Origin of the sequence: Lutibacter sp. Hel_I_33_5 (assembly GCF_007827455.1) — a bacterium.
Lineage (GTDB): Bacteria > Bacteroidota > Bacteroidia > Flavobacteriales > Flavobacteriaceae > Polaribacter.
Window position 1 is genome coordinate 1,864,607 of sequence record NZ_VISM01000001.1, and the last position, 17,090, is coordinate 1,881,696.

Annotated in this window: 14 protein-coding genes; 2 read left to right on the top strand and 12 right to left on the bottom strand. The window is 30.3% G+C overall.

The window, feature by feature from the left end; genetic code table 11:
- Positions 1-123: 123 nt before the first annotated feature.
- The 4 genes from mgtE to OD91_RS08325 form a co-directional block, all read right to left on the bottom strand.
- Positions 124-1,476: a magnesium transporter gene (mgtE, locus tag OD91_RS08310; protein ID WP_144895924.1), complete on the bottom strand. Its 1,353-nt coding sequence runs from the start codon at positions 1,474-1,476 to the stop codon at positions 124-126.
- Positions 1,466-2,269 carry a 16S rRNA (adenine(1518)-N(6)/adenine(1519)-N(6))-dimethyltransferase RsmA gene (rsmA, locus tag OD91_RS08315; RefSeq protein ID WP_144895925.1) on the bottom strand — a complete coding sequence of 268 codons (804 nt, stop codon included), beginning with the start codon at positions 2,267-2,269 and terminating at the stop codon, positions 1,466-1,468. The genes mgtE and rsmA overlap by 11 nt, the downstream gene beginning before the upstream one ends.
- Positions 2,270-2,271: 2 nt before the next feature.
- Positions 2,272-2,601, bottom strand: a complete 330-nt coding sequence (locus OD91_RS08320; protein ID WP_144895926.1) for a DUF4286 family protein — start codon at positions 2,599-2,601, stop codon at positions 2,272-2,274.
- 97 nt (positions 2,602-2,698) lie between these two features.
- The gene (locus OD91_RS08325; RefSeq protein WP_144895927.1) at positions 2,699-4,468 is read right to left on the bottom strand and encodes a tetratricopeptide repeat protein; all 1,770 of its coding nucleotides are present in this window, start codon (positions 4,466-4,468) and stop codon (positions 2,699-2,701) included.
- Positions 4,469-4,591: 123 nt separating this feature from the next.
- On the opposite strand from OD91_RS08325, the gene OD91_RS13510 reads away from it, so the two are divergent.
- Positions 4,592-4,735, top strand: coding sequence for a hypothetical protein (locus OD91_RS13510; protein WP_186434427.1), 144 nt, complete (start codon positions 4,592-4,594; stop codon positions 4,733-4,735).
- Here the strand turns inward: OD91_RS13510 and serS are convergent.
- The 4 genes from serS to OD91_RS08345 form a co-directional block, all read right to left on the bottom strand.
- Positions 4,732-6,006: a serine--tRNA ligase gene (gene serS / locus OD91_RS08330; RefSeq protein ID WP_144895928.1), complete on the bottom strand. Its 1,275-nt coding sequence runs from the start codon at positions 6,004-6,006 to the stop codon at positions 4,732-4,734. The genes OD91_RS13510 and serS overlap by 4 nt on opposite strands.
- A gap of 58 nt (positions 6,007-6,064) precedes the next feature.
- Positions 6,065-6,997, bottom strand: a complete 933-nt coding sequence (locus OD91_RS08335; RefSeq protein WP_144895929.1) for a bifunctional riboflavin kinase/FAD synthetase — start codon at positions 6,995-6,997, stop codon at positions 6,065-6,067.
- A gap of 96 nt (positions 6,998-7,093) precedes the next feature.
- On the bottom strand, positions 7,094-7,513 hold the full coding sequence (locus OD91_RS08340) for a hypothetical protein (protein ID WP_144895930.1): 420 nt from the start codon (positions 7,511-7,513) through the stop codon (positions 7,094-7,096).
- A 58-nt stretch (positions 7,514-7,571) separates the two neighbouring features.
- Positions 7,572-8,783: an aminotransferase class V-fold PLP-dependent enzyme gene (locus OD91_RS08345; protein WP_144895931.1), complete on the bottom strand. Its 1,212-nt coding sequence runs from the start codon at positions 8,781-8,783 to the stop codon at positions 7,572-7,574.
- A 96-nt stretch (positions 8,784-8,879) separates the two neighbouring features.
- Here OD91_RS08345 and OD91_RS08350 point away from each other — a divergent pair, with 96 nt between their 5' ends.
- Positions 8,880-10,202, top strand: coding sequence for a serine hydrolase (locus OD91_RS08350; protein WP_144895932.1), 1,323 nt, complete (start codon positions 8,880-8,882; stop codon positions 10,200-10,202).
- A gap of 6 nt (positions 10,203-10,208) precedes the next feature.
- Here the strand turns inward: OD91_RS08350 and OD91_RS08355 are convergent, their stop codons facing one another.
- From OD91_RS08355 to OD91_RS08370, 4 genes are all read right to left on the bottom strand, one after another.
- A complete protein-coding gene (locus tag OD91_RS08355) occupies positions 10,209-12,302 on the bottom strand; it encodes a T9SS type A sorting domain-containing protein (protein WP_144895933.1) in 2,094 nt (697 codons plus the stop codon).
- A gap of 11 nt (positions 12,303-12,313) precedes the next feature.
- Complete coding sequence (locus OD91_RS08360) at positions 12,314-14,299, bottom strand: DUF4114 domain-containing protein (RefSeq protein WP_144895934.1); 1,986 nt, start codon at positions 14,297-14,299, stop codon at positions 12,314-12,316.
- 97 nt (positions 14,300-14,396) lie between these two features.
- A complete protein-coding gene (locus OD91_RS08365) occupies positions 14,397-15,719 on the bottom strand; it encodes a glycosyltransferase (protein ID WP_144895935.1) in 1,323 nt (440 codons plus the stop codon).
- Positions 15,719-17,089 carry a hypothetical protein gene (locus OD91_RS08370; protein ID WP_144895936.1) on the bottom strand — a complete coding sequence of 457 codons (1,371 nt, stop codon included), beginning with the start codon at positions 17,087-17,089 and terminating at the stop codon, positions 15,719-15,721. Before OD91_RS08370 ends, OD91_RS08365 begins: the two co-directional genes overlap by 1 nt.
- Position 17,090: the final 1 nt, after the last annotated feature.

Consider the following 17,090-nt stretch of genomic DNA (forward strand, 5'->3'; position numbering starts at 1 on the left):
AAGCCATTCGATTGTATCTTTGTACCAGTATATTTAATTATATAGTTTTTTGCTATTATTGGGGGATAGCTAGCAAAATTTTTTCCCAAGGCTTTTTATAAAAGTCTTGGGATTTTTTATGGACTAAATTCCCAAAATAGATTTTGCAATCATAAAGTAAATAAGTATTCCTAAAATATCATTACTTGTAGTAATAAATGGACCAGTTGCTATAGCAGGGTCTATGCCTCTTTTATCTAAAAAAAGTGGAACAAAAGTACCAATAAGTCCCGCAACAATAATAACTGCAATTAACGAAACAGAAATTGCTAAAGAAATTGTAATTTCTTGCTTATATGCCCAAACAAATAGAAATAAAAACAAGGCTAATATGACCCCATTTAAGGTTGCTAAGAGCATTTCTTTTAGTAAACGACTATTGATACTCCCTTTTACATCATCATTGGCTAAACCTTGTACAATAATTGCAGAAGATTGAACTCCAACATTTCCAGCCATTGCGGCAATTAGTGGAGTGAATAAAAATAAGATGGAATACCCTTTATCAAACAACTTTTCAAAACCTTCCATTATTAAAAATGCACCAACGCCGCCAATTAAACCCAGTATTAACCAAGGTAATCGCGCTCTGGTAAGTTGAATAATACTATCATCAGAATCTACATCTTCTACTAAACCAGCTGCTAATTGATAATCTTTATCAGCTTCTTCTTTTATTACATCTACAATATCATCAATGGTAATTCTACCTAAAAGAACTTTGTTGTCATCTACAACAGGAATGGCTTCTAGATCGTATTTACGCATAATATTTGCTACATCTTCTGCTTCATCATTTATATGAACGGAATCTACTTTTGGAATATAAATTTTTGAGATTGCTGTTTTAGTAGAAGCTACTAATAAGTCTTTAAGTGATAATCGTCCTTTTAATTTTCCTTCATCATCTACAACGTAAATGGAGTGAACTCGTGTAACTTCTTCAGCTTGTTTGCGCATTTCTCTCACGCATTTTAAGACTGTCCAATTTTCATTGACTTGAACTAACTCTTTTGCCATTAAACCACCTGCAGAATCTTCATCATAGGTTAACAGTTCTTCAATCTCCTTTACATGTTCTTCATCTTCAATTTTAGACATTACTGCCTCTTGTCTTTCTTCAGACAATTCGGCAATTACATCGGCAGCATCATCAGAATCTAATTCCTCAACCTCTTCTGCAATCTCTTTGGCGGTAAGTTGTTTTAAGATTTTTTCACGAACATCATCATCAACATCCATTAAAACTTCCGAAGTCGTTTCTGAGTCTAATAAACGAATGATATAAACAGCTTCATCAAAAGATAATTCATCTAAAATTTCTGCAATATCTGCATGGTGCATTTCGCTAAAAATTGCAGAAAGCGCTTTATTATTTTGCGCAGTAACTTGTAGCGTTACATTTTCTAGAAGTTCTTTTGTAATCTCAAATGCCATTGTTTGCGATTTTAGACGTCAGTTCTATAAATTGATTTACAGACAATTGTTCTGGACGTTTCGCAAATATAGGTTCTTCTTTTAAAGAATCCGAAAGTTTGAATGATTTTAAACTACTTCGTAACATTTTTCTACGTTGATTAAATGCAGTTTTTACAACGGAAAAGAATAACTTTTCATCTACTGGAAGTGTATAATTTTCTTTTCTAATAAATCTAATAACACCAGAATCTACCTTTGGTGGTGGATTAAAAACTGATGGAGGCACTGTAAATAAATACTCAACATCAAAAAAAGCTTGGGTTAAGACAGAAATAATTCCGTAGACTTTGCTCCCCTCTTTTTCTGCGATTCTCATAGCTACTTCTTTTTGAAACATACCTGAAAATTCTGGAACAAATTCTCTGTTTTCAATCGCTTTAAAAACAATTTGAGAAGATATATTATAAGGGAAATTACCAATAATAGCTACTTGTTTTTTATTAAAAATTTCTGAGATTTGTTTCTTTAAAAAATCACCTTCTAGAATGGTAAATTTTTCTGATGAGGTATCTAAACTTATATGTTCTAAAGGAAAAGTTTCTTTTAGGTAAGCAACAGAATCTCTGTCAATTTCCATTACCGTAACTTTTGACTTTTTCTGTAATAAATATTTGGTTAAAACACCCATTCCTGGGCCAATTTCTAAGACATCATCATAGCCGTTTTCTGTTAACGAGTCTGCTATCTTTTTAGCAATATTCTCATCAGTTAAAAAATGCTGACCTAGGTGTTTTTTTGCTCTTACAGACATCTTTAATTATTAACAGAAGTTGGATAAAACTCTTTAATCACTTTTAATTCGGTTCTAAATGTTAGCATTTTATCAGCAAATTTTTTCATCCCTTCAGAACGTAATTTTGGAGCATCTTCTTTATAATACTCATCTAAATCTTCTCTAGAATTTGCTGTATATTGAATAGAATAGGTTATACCGCCCATGTCTTCTTCTACCAAAACCTGGGTTAATTTTGCGCTAATAAATTTACCAGTATTTAATACTTCAGATATATGATCTTGCATCCATGCCAACCATTCTTCATGAACACTTTCTTCAATATTTACGGTTACGTTGTATATGTACATTTTAGTGTTTAGTTGTTAGTGTTTAGTTGTTAGAGTCTGGATTAGTGTTTTATTTACATGGTAAATTTACCAGCAACTAATCCCTTATAACCAGTAACTATATTGTGTCTCCCCGAAGTTTTCTAAATTTCTTTCTGGCATCTACCAGATAAATACTTGAAGGATGTTCAAAAATAATCTTTTGATAGTATTCTTTTGCTTTTTCTGGGTTATTTAAATGATAATTATAAAGTTCTGCCATTTGATAATAGACATCATCTTTAAAAATCTCTGTTTGATCTGCAAGAATTGTTTTTTCAAACGATGAAATAGCCAAATCATATTGTTTAGATTTAACAAAGAGTTTCCCTTTATTAAAATGAGATTTACTCTCAATTGGCATTCCTTTGTATTTTGATAAAACCGTATCTAACAAAACCATCGCTTCTTGATTTTTATTTTGATAGCTAAACAAATCTGCTTGCGCAAATTCTTTTAAGCCAGACGGAATAGAATCTATAGGTTCGTTATCTGTAATCGTTAAGAAGAGATCTGCAGCATCATTTGCGATGAGTTGTGTAGTTGAACCTTTTAAGATTTTTAGTTGCGTTTTAGCCCATTTAAAGTCGCCTTTAAAATAACTGGTTTGAGCTACTTTAAAACGCGCTTCTTGTGCTAAAGGATGATTTTTTAATTGTGTTTGAATTTGAGAAAAGTAAATAAGTGCTTTATTAAATTTTCCTGTAAAGACTAAAACATCACCAAGTTTTAATTTAATTTTTGCTTTTTGAAACTTGTTTTTTGTCAGTTTTAAAGCCTTGTTAAGTACTTTTTTTGCCTGTAAAGGTTCGTTCTTTTCAAACGTTAAATAATCGGCATATTCGCTTTGTAAATTGATGGTATTTGTATTTTCTCCAAACTGTTTAAATACCGTTTTAAACTTATTCTCAACCTCATCATCTTTTTTGGCTATAGCAACTTTTAGTAAGTATAAATGTGCCTCTACCTTTTCTTCTATAAAGGTTGTGTTCTCTATGATATACGAAAAACATTTTGTGGTTGCGTCATAATCTAAATTGTCAAAGGCGACCAATCCTAATTCTGAAATTTTTGATAAATCTCCTTTATCTCTTTGATAAATTGCCTTTTCTTGATTAAAGGCTTTTCCATAGTCTTTTTGTTGTGCAAATAACCAGCTTAAAAGTTCGTTCCAAACATTTTTTGGTTTGCTAACCGCTTTTCTAAGCAGTGCTTTTTTTAATAAAGTATTGGTTTCATTTTGCGCATCTTCAGTAATATATTTACTCGCAAAACGCTTCATAAAGGTTACATTTTTTGGGTTTTTATCCACCAAATCTACATACGAATTAAACATCTCTTCAAATTTTCCTTGCTCTCCATAAATTTGAGCTATTTGAAAATTATAATCAGCATTTGGATTTAAAACCATTGTTTTTTTAAAGACAGAAACAGCCTGGTCTAGTAAATTATAATCTTTAAACATTCTACCTACAATTCCTCCATAACTAGGGTTTTTGCTAATAGAATTTATTGCGTTATTATAATATTGATTTGCGAGTTCTTTTTTCTGTTGACGTTCAAAATTATAGCCTAGTAAAACGTTTAAATACGTTAAAGTAGGTTGTCTTTTAAGTCTCTTTTGTAATAACTTTTCAGCTAATAAAAAATCATCAGTTTCTTGATAACATGAAATCAGTCTTTTTAAATACGTTGTGTTGTATGGACTTTTGTCATACAATGTTTTATAAATCTGAGTAGCTTTTTCATATTCTCCTTGTCGGTAATAGTTTTCACCAAGCATAAAGTTATTCTGTCCAAAGCTGGCACTACAAAAAACTACAAAAAAGAGGATTAAAAAACGCTTCATTATCAATCAAAGATAGGTAAGAAAATTGTTAAATTTTTATTAAACTCGACTCTTTTTAGGAATCATTTGTAACATTTTGGCACGGATATTGTCTATATAATAAATAACCAATCAATTTATATTATGAAAGACTTAACCAAAAAATACGAAACATCAAAAAAGAACTCAATCGAGTTTATGAAAATGGGTTTAATCTCAGATTATATTAATTCTCTTGTTGAGATGAATAGATATAAGAGATTAATGACGGCTATTGTTGCAAACTAATTTATACTAGTAAAACCAGTATAGGGAATCAAGACTTCCGGAACTTGAATTCCGTCTTCGGTTTGGTAATTTTCTAAAATTCCAGCTAAAACACGTGGTAGCGCCAAAGAACTACCGTTTAATGTGTGCGCCAATTCGCTTTTTCCTTCTTTATTTTTAAACCTCAATTTCAATCTATTTGCTTGAAATGTTTCAAAGTTTGATGCAGAACTTATTTCTAGCCATCTATCTTGCGCGGTAGAAAAGACTTCAAAATCAAACGTTAATGCTGCAGTAAAACCAGTATCGCCACCACATAATCGTAAAATTCTATACGGTAATTTTAATTCACGTAAAATATCTTTTATGTGTTCTACCATGCCATTTAAAGCATTATAAGAATTCTCTGGATGTTCTACACGAACAATTTCTACTTTATCAAATTGATGTAGTCTATTCAATCCTCTTACATGCGCACCATAACTCCCAGCTTCTCGTCTAAAACAAGGTGTATAACCTGTGTAGGTAATTGGAAAGTCTGACTCTTGTACTAAATTTCCTCTAAATATATTAGTGATTGGCACTTCCGCTGTCGGAATTAAATATAAATCGTCTATGGTAGCATGATACATTTGTCCGTCTTTATCTGGCAATTGCCCAGTTGCGGTTGCAGATTCTGTATTTACCAAATGAGGAACTTGTACTTCTGTATACCCTGCTTTAATGTTTTTATCTAAAAAATAGTTGATTAATGCGCGTTGTAATCGTGCGCCTTTTCCTTTATAAACAGGAAAACCAGCACCCGTAATTTTTGCACCTAAATCGAAATCTATGATATCGTATTTTTTTGCTAATTCCCAATGAGGTAATGCATTTTTACCTAAATTAGGAATCGTTCCTTCGTTAAATATTTCCTCATTATCTTCTTCACTTTTTCCTGCTTTAACAGAAGCATGAGGAACATTCGGAATTTGATACAAAAGATTTTCTAAGGTAGTTGATGCAGCATTTAATTGCTCATTTAATTCTTTAGATTTTTCTTTTAATTGACCAGTTTTTTCTTTTAAAATGTTTGCTTTTTGTACTTCTCCAGATTTAAAAAGGTTTCCAATTTCTTTGGATAGTTTATTAGATTCTGCCAGCGTGTCATCTAAAGAAACTTGTGTTTTTCTTCTGTTTTCATCCGCAGTTAAAACGTCTTCGATTACTGTTTCTGCATTCGCAAAACTACGTTTTGCTAATCCGTCTAAAACAGTTTGCTTGTTGTCTCTAATAAACTGTACTTGTAACATCTTTTAGATTTTAAGAACCGCAAAGATACAGGAAGTATAAGACTTAAACAATGGAAGCTTACAGCTTATTTTTAATGAAATCTAAGGAAGATTCTTGGTCTTTTTTTAACTGTTGAACTAAGGTGTCTATAGAATCAAATTTTTGCTCATCACGCAGAAAATAGAGGAGTTCAATTGTTAATTTTGTATCGTATAAATCGTTATTGAAATTGAAAAAATGAACTTCAATAGTTTGGTGTTTTCCGTTAACTGTAGGTCTATTTCCAATATTCATCATTCCATAAACTTCTTTCTTATTTATAGATGATTTTACCACATAAACACCAGTTTTAGGAATTAACTTATAGGTTTCTGTAATATCAATATTTGCTGTTGGAAAACCAATGGTTCCACCTAATTGTTTCCCGTTAACAACCGTTCCGTTTAACACAAATTGGTAGCCTAAATAGCGATTAGCAGTATTTAATTTACCTGTTGCTAAAGCTTTTCTAATTTTTGTAGAACTTACAGATACTGAATCTATATCTTGAACTGGAATCTCGTTTACTTCAAAATCGTACAACTTACTATATTCTGTAAGTTGTTCAATATTACCTTCTCTGTTTTTTCCGAAATGATGATCGTATCCTATTACTAGCCTCGAAATATTTAGTTGATTCACTAAAATATTACGCACAAAATCTAAGGCTGTTAATCTAGAAAATTCCTTAGTAAATGGATGAATAATTAAATAATCTAGTCCTGTTTTTTCTAAGAGTTTTGCTCGTTCATCAATGGTGTTAATCAATTCCAATTTCATGTCTTTTTGTAAGACCATTCTTGGGTGCGGAAAAAAGGTAAGTAAAACAGATTCTTTATGTTCTTTCTTGGCAACGGCTACTAATTTTTCAATTATTTTCTGATGACCAATATGTACGCCATCAAAAGTACCAATGGTAACAATGGTTTTTTTTGTTGAAGAAAAGTCTGAAATGGAATGAATTATTTTCAAGCGAAAATCTATATAAGATAAAGTACAAAGATACGATATGTTATTGTAAAAAAAAGACCTCAAATAGAGGTCTTTTATATTTTATATGGTGTTTTATTATTCTTTAAATGACAGCAATAAATCTACCAAAGCTTTTAATTCAGCTGGTGGATTCCCATGATCAAAGTTTGATGAGGTGTATGTTTTATCACCAGATTTTATACTTACCGTTGCATGTAGTGCTGCATCAAAGGTTCTTTTTTTACTTGGCGCTATTAAATCTCTTATTCCTTCAAGATTGATTTTAGTAATTTCAGCAACCATATTATTGCGTTGATCTTTATTAATAGATTTTGTTATAGAATCTTTTCTTGTTTTGTAAAAAACATTATTATTTACAATAGTAACACTCATAGAACTTCCTCTTGTGTGTGCTTTATAGATAACTTCTTTAATGTTATCGTCGTTTTTTTGAGCTGCACAATTTGCAAGTAAAATTAAAAAAACAATACTAAGTTTTGGAAGGAATTTTTTCATATCAGTAGATTTTATAGATGTAAATATATAAAAATAAGATGAGAATAATTTGCTGTTATTAAGACAGCATCATTTTAGCTTTTGTAACCGCGTTCACTAAGACGTCTATTTCTTCTTTAGTGTTGTAAAAAGAGAAGGAAGCTCTTACGGTTCCTGGAATGTTGTAGAAATCCATAATGGGTTGTGCACAATGATGACCTGTTCTAACTGCTACACCTAATTTGTCTAAAATAGCACCAATATCATACGGATGAATTCCTTCAATATTAAAAGAAATAACAGCTGTTTTAGAAACTGTACCATAGATTTTTAACCCGTCTATTTTAGAAAGTTCTTGAGTACCGTATTGTAAAAGTTCGTTTTCATAATCAGCAATAGTATCAAAACCAATGGCATTCATATAATCTAACGCAACTCCAAATGCAATGCCGCCACAAATATTAGGTGTTCCAGCTTCAAATTTATGAGGCAAGCCTGCATAGGTTGTTTTTTCGAATGTTACAGTATCAATCATTTCTCCACCACCTTGGTAAGGAGGTAGTTGTTCTAACAGTTTTTGTTTTCCGTATAAAAGGCCAACACCCGTTGGGCCACAAATTTTATGGGCAGAAGCCACATAAAAATCTACATCTAATTCTTGAACATCTGGTTTTATATGTGGTGTTGCTTGTGCACCATCAACTAAAACAACTGCACCAAATTTATGTGCTGCATGTATAATTTCTTCTATTGGATTTATAGTTCCTAATGCATTTGAAACATGATTACAGAAAACTATTTTAGTTTTAGAATTCAATAATTCGTGATAGATATCGATGCGTAAAGAACCATCTTCATCCATAGGAATCACTTTTAAAACAGCGCCAGTTTTTTCACAAAGCATTTGCCAAGGAACTATATTTGAATGGTGCTCTAAAGCAGAAACAATAACTTCATCTCCTTTATTTAAAAGTGCTGAAAAACCAGAAGCAATCATATTTATTCCATGCGTTGTCCCCGAAGTAAAAATTATTTCGTGTGATTTTTTTGCATTAAAATGTTTTTGAATTTTAATACGCGCTTCTTCATATTTATCTGTAGCTTCCTGACTTAGTGTATGAACTCCTCTATGAATATTGGCATTATAGTTAGAATAATAATCTACTATAGCGTCAATTACGATTTGTGGTGTTTGAGACGTGGCTGCATTATCAAAATACACCAATGGTTTTCCGTTTACAGAACGTTGTAAAATTGGAAAATCGGCACGAATTTTATCTACAGGAAACATAATAGGATGATTTATAGTACAAAGGTAGCAGTTGCAATTTAAAACTTACAAGAAACCTAGAATTAAATTCTTATTTTTACAAGTGAATAGCAGAATATGAAAACAATAAAAAGATTTTTTTTACTAGTGTTAACCATTTTTTTGGCTGTAATACTTTACAATTACCCAAAACTGAATATTATTGCTGGATATTCAGCAAAAAACACCGCTTCATCAGTTTTTGTAGCAGATAGAAGTTTAACATTTACAGATGTAAATGATAATGCATTTTCACCCATTAATTTAGCAAAAGATGAAGTAAATTCGAATGAAAAATCCGCTATTTCTTCAGTATTTGGATTACTAACAAGAACAGCTTTTAACAGAGAAGGTTTAGGGAGTGTATTAGCTTTAGATAAGGATGATATTAACAAAACGTATTTAAAACCTAAGAGAACACAACCAAATACGACAACACCTTTTCCTTACGGAAATTTAGAACCAAAAGATTCAGTTTTTACAACAATTGGTTATAAAACACTCGATTCAACATTTGATGTATTATTTGATTCGATTAATAAAACAAGAGCAGCTTTGGTAATTTATAAAGACCATATTGTAGCAGAACGTTATGCTGAAGGATTTACTAAAAAATCTAAGATTTTAGGTTGGTCGATGACTAAAAGTATTACAAGTACTTTATTTGGAATTCTACAAACCCAAGGAAAAATAAACGTGCAAGATAAAGCACCAATTGAAGAATGGAAAAATGATGAACGAAGCAATATTACCATCCATAATTTATTACAAATGAATTCTGGTTTAGCGTGGGTAGAAGATTATAATACTATTTCGGATGTTTCTAAAATGTTGTTTTTAGAGCGTGATATGACGCAACAACAAATTGATAAGTCTTTTGCAGGAAAACCAAACGAAACATGGAATTATTCTTCTGGTACCACCAATTTATTAAGCGGAATTTTACGACAACAATTTAAAACGCATCAAGAATATTTAGATTTTTGGTACACCGCTTTAATTGATAAAATTGGGATGAACTCTATGCTAATAGAAACAGATTTAGCTGGTAATTATGTGGGTTCATCTTATGGTTGGGCAACACCAAGAGACTGGGCAAAATTAGGGTTACTTTATTTAAAAAATGGAACTTGGAAAGGTGAACAGCTCTTTACAAAAGAATGGGTAGATTACGCAACCACACCTACACCGAATTCTGATGGTTGGTATGGTGCACAAATATGGTTAAATGCAGGAAACAGATATCCAGATGTGCCAAAAAACATGTACTTTTTTAGTGGTTATCAAGGGCAAAATGTGTATATTTTACCTGATGAAGAATTGGTAATTGTAAGAATGGGTTTAACTAAAAATGCAGATGTTAATGAGTTTATAAAAGGAGTTCTTTCTTCAATAAAATAAAACCTTTTATTTAACTATTATTTTTTTCATGAAACTCCCGTTTTCACCAGTTTTTAAAGTACAAAAATAAATTCCAGACACAATATTTAAAGTTGATTTAGATAAATTTATGTGTTGTAATCCTGAACTGTAATCCTTTGATTTAGATTTGTAAACAGTTTTACCTTGTATATTTCTTATTACAATTTGAAGTTTACTAAGATGCTTTAAGTCAACTTCTATATGAAGTTCATCTTTAATTGGATTTGGAAAAATTCGAAGTAAATCATTTAAACTTGGTGTTGATTCAACATTTAATGAACTTGTTAAATACGTTCTTAAAACATCTTTTTTGTAAAAAAGAAGATCATTTGTTTTCCATTTTTTAGAAAGAAAATTAATACTATTTCCATCTTCATCAGCTATAAATACATCTTCTAATTCTTGACCATCATTTATAATAAAACTTACGTTATTATTTATTGCTTTATTTTCATCAGATACAGTTACAAAAGCCATATTATTTGATATTTCTGTAGTGATATCTATGGTTTCCCTAGCTTTCCAATAATCACCAAAAACATTTAATTCTTCTACAAACATCCCTTCAGGTAATTTTGAAAGCAATAATTTTTGCGCTTCAAGTTTATAGTTTCTATTTGGGTGAATTAATAAAACAGCTGGTGCTTCATTTGCATCTGTTTTTTTAAGGACATCTAACCAAACGGCTACTTTATTAATATAATTATTCTCAGTAATCGGAGTCTCTTTAAAAATATCAGAAATTGTAACAGGTATTTCATAAACTTTAGATGTTTTACCACTAAAACTTCTGTTCATTTTATTTTGATAAGGAAAATGTGTTAAAACATCGTTTGCATTATTGCTAGAATTGTAAGAATACCCTAATGAATCTAACACATTTATTAGATAATTATTATAAGCAAGATGTCCAGACCTAAATGATTTAATTTCTAGTGAATAATCTTTTTCTAACATGTTTTTTGATACTTCGCATTCTCCAAAAACACTTCCGTTTTCTGTACTTTTTCCATCATTATAAGGAGTATAATTTTCTTTTGTATTGCCAGTTTTGCCTTCAGGAAATATACTACTGCTTGCAAAATCTGGAAAATGACCAACAGAATGTGATCCTATTGAATGACCCTTATTTATGATATTATTAATTTCAGTTTCTCTATTATTATAAAAATCTGAATTAAGTGCATCAGAAAAATAACGGACTGTTATATTAAAATTTGAATTAATATTCATTTCTCTTTCAGTGTCAGCAAATAAAGACATCATATCCATTCCAGAAGAACTATCTACATCATGTGTAATCATTAATGTTGATGTAGAATTACCAGGACTGGTATGTTTCCATGTTAAAAATTGAATGTGTTCTTTGGCTATAGATCTTATAAATAAGATAAAAACATCTTGAGTTGGTTCAAAACCATTCCCATTTGTTCTTTGAGCTTCATAATCTCGATTAAATTGATTTCGAAGAATTACATCTTTCCAAGAAACCCCAAAGCTATATGTAAAACCTTTACCACTTGGGCTTTTAAAAGCTGCAGTAGTTCCATTATTATAAGTTCCTAAAGAGGTAGCAGTATCAACAATATAACTATAGGTTTTAATTACTTTTTCTAAATCTTTATCTCCTAAAGAAATTTGTTTTTCATAATCATCATCCATCCAATTATAGTTTTTTGTAGAAAGATTTTTCGACCAATTTATAGTATGATTTGTTTTTGTACTCGAAAAACTAGAGATGTTAAACAAAGAAAATAAATCAGCATCTAACATTCTTGGAGTAATTAAAACACCTCCTTTAGCAACATAATCTATAAGTGATAATTTTTCATCATCACTAAAACTTTTAGAATTAATTTCTGATGAACAAAAAATAATAGCATGATCTAAAGATTCTATTAAGCTTTCTTTAATAATATACTGAATACCAGTAACTTTAAGAATGTGTTCTGCAGAAAACAAATTACTATCATTTGTTTCTGAGTTTCGCAAACTCATATCTAAAATAGCAATGTTTCTATTTTGATTAGTTGCGCTAATTGTTGTTATGGTAAACAGTATTATTATTAAAAGTTTCATGTTTTTATTTATTAGTTTCCTATTTGATTAAAACTTGCTGTGTTTAATGCATTAGGATTTGATGCCGAGATTTCAAATATCGCATCGTTAAAATCATTATCACCGTTTGGTACCGTAATGTCTTCAAAAGCAATCACAGTAGAATTACATGTTGCATCATAAAAAATAATACTTTGCTGTCTTCCACTTCTATTAAATTCAATATCTGTATGTTGAGAATAATAACCATCCGTTATTTTTCCATCCCTCCAGCCATTTGCTATTAAGAAAAAACTAATAACGGTTCCTGGTTCAAAATTGCCTAATAAACGCATTGTATTTCCTCTAATTAATTCTCCTCCAGAACGATCTGCTGATGCATTTGGAAATATGACTATTTTGTCTAATTGCTCTTCAGCAGTTGGTTTATTTCCTTCTTGGTAAGTATAATATCCTAAGACATTTTTATAACCAGCACCTTCATCAATAAACGTTAATGATAATTCTGTTTCTTCAGTTACTACTATGTTTTTAACTGGATTAGAAAAATACTCTGGATGATCTCTCATAGCGTTTCTTCTCTCGGGTAAAACATTAGCGTAAATGTTAGGTAATAATGTGCTACATACAATTTTATCTTCTTCTAAACCATCTGGTTTTCCGTTATTATTATAAGTAGTTATTGTTTTGTACTCGTCTTTTTTCCTTTTTCTTAAAATTTTAAAACCACCATTTCCTTTGGCTACAAAAACCCATTCACCATCAGCAATTATATAATTTGCAGATGCATCTTCTTCTGCTAAATCCCAATAAAAAACTGGATTAATTTTTTCTCCTGTAGTGGTTGGATGCGGAGAAATTGAAATACCATCAGAACCATTGGCAGCATAGACATAATCGATATCTGTAGAAACACCGTTGGTGTTTCCTGCAACTAACATAGTACCTTTAGATTCGTTTTTTATAGTTCCGTTTGTAACATCTACTAAAGCCAATCCATCTTTTCCTTTAGCTATATAAAGTTGATTATCATTAATTGGAGAAAATTCCATCGTAGATTTCCCTCTGTAGGTTTCAACAACATTTTGATGAAAAATTTCGCCAATAGTAAATGTTTCAGTAGTTAGATTATCGTCCACATTATCAACTTTAATTTTAGCATTATCACCTGTAACCAAACTCACTACTTTTTTACCATTTGATGTTCCGTTTACAGCGACATATTTTGCATTGCTATATTTTTCTGAAGATATTGGTGACAAATCGCTTTTACGTAATTGAATAGTACCACCAAAGGTTTTACCGGAAGTAACATATAGATAATCATCTGTTACAGCAATGCCATTTGCAGAAGCAGAAACACCATCTTTAAATATGTTTGATAAGTTTACTCTTTTATAATTTTCAGTAAATAAACCATTGCTTGTTTCTAATTCAATTAATTGCCCTCCATGAGTTGCATCAGACATTGCTAGCCATACTTTTCTTGCAGATGAATTTCCAGAAAAACCTGAAGTGATTGCATTAATATCAGATTTTAAGAAGGTTGCTTGAGTGCTGATTTCTGGAAAATTTGCATTGGTTAAATCTATAATTTCTACTGCTCCTAAATGTTCATCTCCTTGTTTATGATAACTTACATAAGCTTTATCATCATTTAATGTAATATGCGTTGCACTTAATGTTTTGCCTTGTAAAACTAGTGGTGCAACTTCTGCAACATGTTCCCAGTAATATAATTCTTGCGCTCCATTAACATTGGAAGCACTTTGTAATCTCCCGTTTGATAAACCACTTATAATTGGTTTAATGGTAGCTGTTCTATTGATATAATTAATTCTTGATGATAAAAGCGCAGTAGAATTGTTAATTTTATAAGGTACTTCCTCAATTTCTGCTTCAATTAAGGCATCCTCTTCTATAGTTGTTTGACAACTCGAAAAAATAATTAATATGATGAAACTATATAGTTTCATTTTTTTAGTAATTCTGAATAGGTACATAATTTTTGTTTTCATTTTTATTGATTTTATAAGTGTAAATGTATTTTTAAAGTCAAGTTTTATAGTTTGTTTTTAGACTATTGACTTTTTGCTTTTGACGAATGCCATTCGTCTACAGTCCAGCTCTTTTAGCTTGTATAGATGACTTGTATGGATTCCATGGATCTTCAAAAGAGCGTTTAAAAAAGAACTCTTTATAGTAAGCTATGGTTCTAATGATTCTTAAATATGTACCCGTATATAATGTCATAATTGACACGTAAGGCCACAAGTATTTTTCTTCTTTTCTTCTTTCTGAAAAAATATAAATACTTAACATCTGTATATAAGACATAACTAGATAAAGTGTAAAATTCATTGGAATAATAAATTTTAGCGAGCTACTGTAGTTTACAATAATGTCGATAATATAAATCCACCAAAGGATGTCTAAAACTACATTGTAAAACACATTTTCTGTAAGTGAAATAAAGTTTGACCAGTTAAAATTTGCCGTAGGAAAATACACATCTTTATGTTTTCTAACTCTAAAGCGAATAATCGATTTGTCCCAACGTAAGCGTTGTTTGGTTAATACTTTAAATTTTGACGGTGCGTTTGTTAGGCAAATTGCTTCTGGTTGAAAGTAAACTTTGTAACCAGATTTTCTAATTTTAACAGTTATATCTCCATCTAATCCTGGACCAATATCCCAACCACCAATACTATCGATTACATCTTTTCTAAAGGCACCAAAAGCACCAGAAATTATCTTGTAAATTCCTAAATAAGAGGTAATAATTCTACCAACAGAAACAGTTTTTAAATATTCAATTGCTTGTAGTTTTGCACATAAACTTTCTTTATAATTTCTCACTTTTACATTACCACCAACAGCGGCAATTTTATTATCTAAATAAAAAGGAAGTAATACTTTTTCTATAGCATCTGCATCAAAAGAACAATCTGCATCTAAGTGTACAATATATTTTCCTTTGCTATAACGTAAGGCTAAATTTGCTGCGGAAGCTTTTCCACCACGCATTTCATTTCTAATAAACATATCTATTAAGCCTAAACGTTCTAAGTTTTTTCCGATAATAGGCGTATCGTCATCAGAACCATCATCAACAATAATTAATTCAAAATTTTTAAACGTTTGTTCTGCTAATGATTTTGTGAGTTTAAATAAATGTTTTCCTTCGTTTTTACCAGGAATAATTACTGATACAAATGGATTTTCTTGAAAGAGTTTTCTTTTGGCTTCCTCAAATTTTTGACTTCTTTTTTTTCCTGTTAGATAAAAGATAAATGCAATGATATAGTCTATCACAATGTATCTGGTAAACTCGAAAATGATGAAATACCAAAACACTCTAATAAATTTTGGCAGACCAACTACAAACCAATAATTTAAATATTCTGGAACTAAATTATGTACACTTAAAAATATCATTAGAAAAAAGTGGTTAAGCTATCGGTTCCTAAAATTTTATGTGTATGGATTTCAATTTGTTGTTGTGTTCCTTCCAAATTATCTGTTAATAATTTGGTAAGGTTATATTGTATATTTTCTAAACGTTTAAGTTCAGTTTCATTTGTTTCTGGTAACAGTAAAAAGTAGTTATTATAAGAGTTTGCAGATAAAACATCCGAAGGATTTAAATAGGACTTGATGATAGTACTAATTTCTTTTGTTAGATCTTGTTTTAGATCTTTATTTAATAATGCTAATTGTTCATATTGAAAATGAATTTTTACAAACAAACTGTTTCCGTTTGTAACTTTAATTCTATTAATTTCTTGATTTAATAGTAGCTTAAATAAATTGGTGTTTAAAGAACCAATTGGAACAACATCATTTTGTTTTGTTGCATTTTCTTTGGTTTTGAAGAGGTATTGTTCGCCAATTTCTGTGATCTTATAATTACCAATAGTTTTTTCTAGCAATTCGTTTAACGTATTTTCTGTAGAACAGTCTAAACAAAGAGCTTTCATTTCTGCATTCTGAAATTCATGACTACAAGAATTACAAGAATAAATAGAAGATGGTTTGTCATAATCTATTCCGATATGACGCAAATGTTTGTCACATTTTGGGCATTCTAAACCATCATCAATTTTAAAATCTTTTTCTGGAGCAACGTGGGCACACACAAAATGATGCACCATATCGTTGGAAATAATATCTATAGAACTACATTTAGGACAACATTCTCTAAAGTTTAAATAATTACTTGTACAGCTTTTACACAAATGCACATAATCTTCTAATTTAAACGATACATAGTTGTTTTTTTGAGCTAATTCTAAGTTTTTTAATAATGATATTGCTTCATTATTTTTATAAAAAAGAGATATAAATGGATACTCATATCCTATTAAACTTTTTCTATTAGAAACTGGTGTTAAGAGTAAGTTTCTCGAATATAAAAACGCCAATGTTTTAAACTGAATTAAATTTTCATGTGTAAAATTTCTAGGTGATTTTAGAGTTGAAATTCTTTTATTAATTGTAATAATTCTTTGAATATATGAGGACAACATAACGGCATCTAATGTACCATCCGTATTGATCATAATTTCGTTGGATAATGAATACATGTTATTAATAAAAAGAGGTAATAAACTAACTTGAATATTTTGATGTGTTCTTACTTCTTTTACAATTGAATAAGCCTCTTTTTCTGAAGCTGTGTCTATTACAAAACCATCTAAACGCTCTAAATCCACTCCTTTAAGTTCGTTAACATGAGAGAGTAATAACAATTCATATCCCTCATGGATTAACGTTCTTTTATCGGATTTTTTTAAAATATTTAACATG

Coding starts and splice junctions, on each gene's coding strand:
- mgtE (WP_144895924.1), bottom strand. CDS start 1,476: ATGGCATTTGAGATTACAAAAGAACTTCTAGAAAATGTAACGCTACAA.
- rsmA (WP_144895925.1), bottom strand. CDS start 2,269: ATGTCTGTAAGAGCAAAAAAACACCTAGGTCAGCATTTTTTAACTGAT.
- OD91_RS08320 (WP_144895926.1), bottom strand. CDS start 2,601: ATGTACATATACAACGTAACCGTAAATATTGAAGAAAGTGTTCATGAA.
- OD91_RS08325 (WP_144895927.1), bottom strand. CDS start 4,468: ATGAAGCGTTTTTTAATCCTCTTTTTTGTAGTTTTTTGTAGTGCCAGC.
- OD91_RS13510 (WP_186434427.1), top strand. CDS start 4,592: ATGAAAGACTTAACCAAAAAATACGAAACATCAAAAAAGAACTCAATC.
- serS (WP_144895928.1), bottom strand. CDS start 6,006: ATGTTACAAGTACAGTTTATTAGAGACAACAAGCAAACTGTTTTAGAC.
- OD91_RS08340 (WP_144895930.1), bottom strand. CDS start 7,513: ATGAAAAAATTCCTTCCAAAACTTAGTATTGTTTTTTTAATTTTACTT.
- OD91_RS08345 (WP_144895931.1), bottom strand. CDS start 8,783: ATGTTTCCTGTAGATAAAATTCGTGCCGATTTTCCAATTTTACAACGT.
- OD91_RS08350 (WP_144895932.1), top strand. CDS start 8,880: ATGAAAACAATAAAAAGATTTTTTTTACTAGTGTTAACCATTTTTTTG.
- OD91_RS08355 (WP_144895933.1), bottom strand. CDS start 12,302: ATGAAACTTTTAATAATAATACTGTTTACCATAACAACAATTAGCGCA.
- OD91_RS08360 (WP_144895934.1), bottom strand. CDS start 14,299: ATGAAAACAAAAATTATGTACCTATTCAGAATTACTAAAAAAATGAAA.
- OD91_RS08365 (WP_144895935.1), bottom strand. CDS start 15,719: ATGATATTTTTAAGTGTACATAATTTAGTTCCAGAATATTTAAATTAT.
- OD91_RS08370 (WP_144895936.1), bottom strand. CDS start 17,089: ATGTTAAATATTTTAAAAAAATCCGATAAAAGAACGTTAATCCATGAG.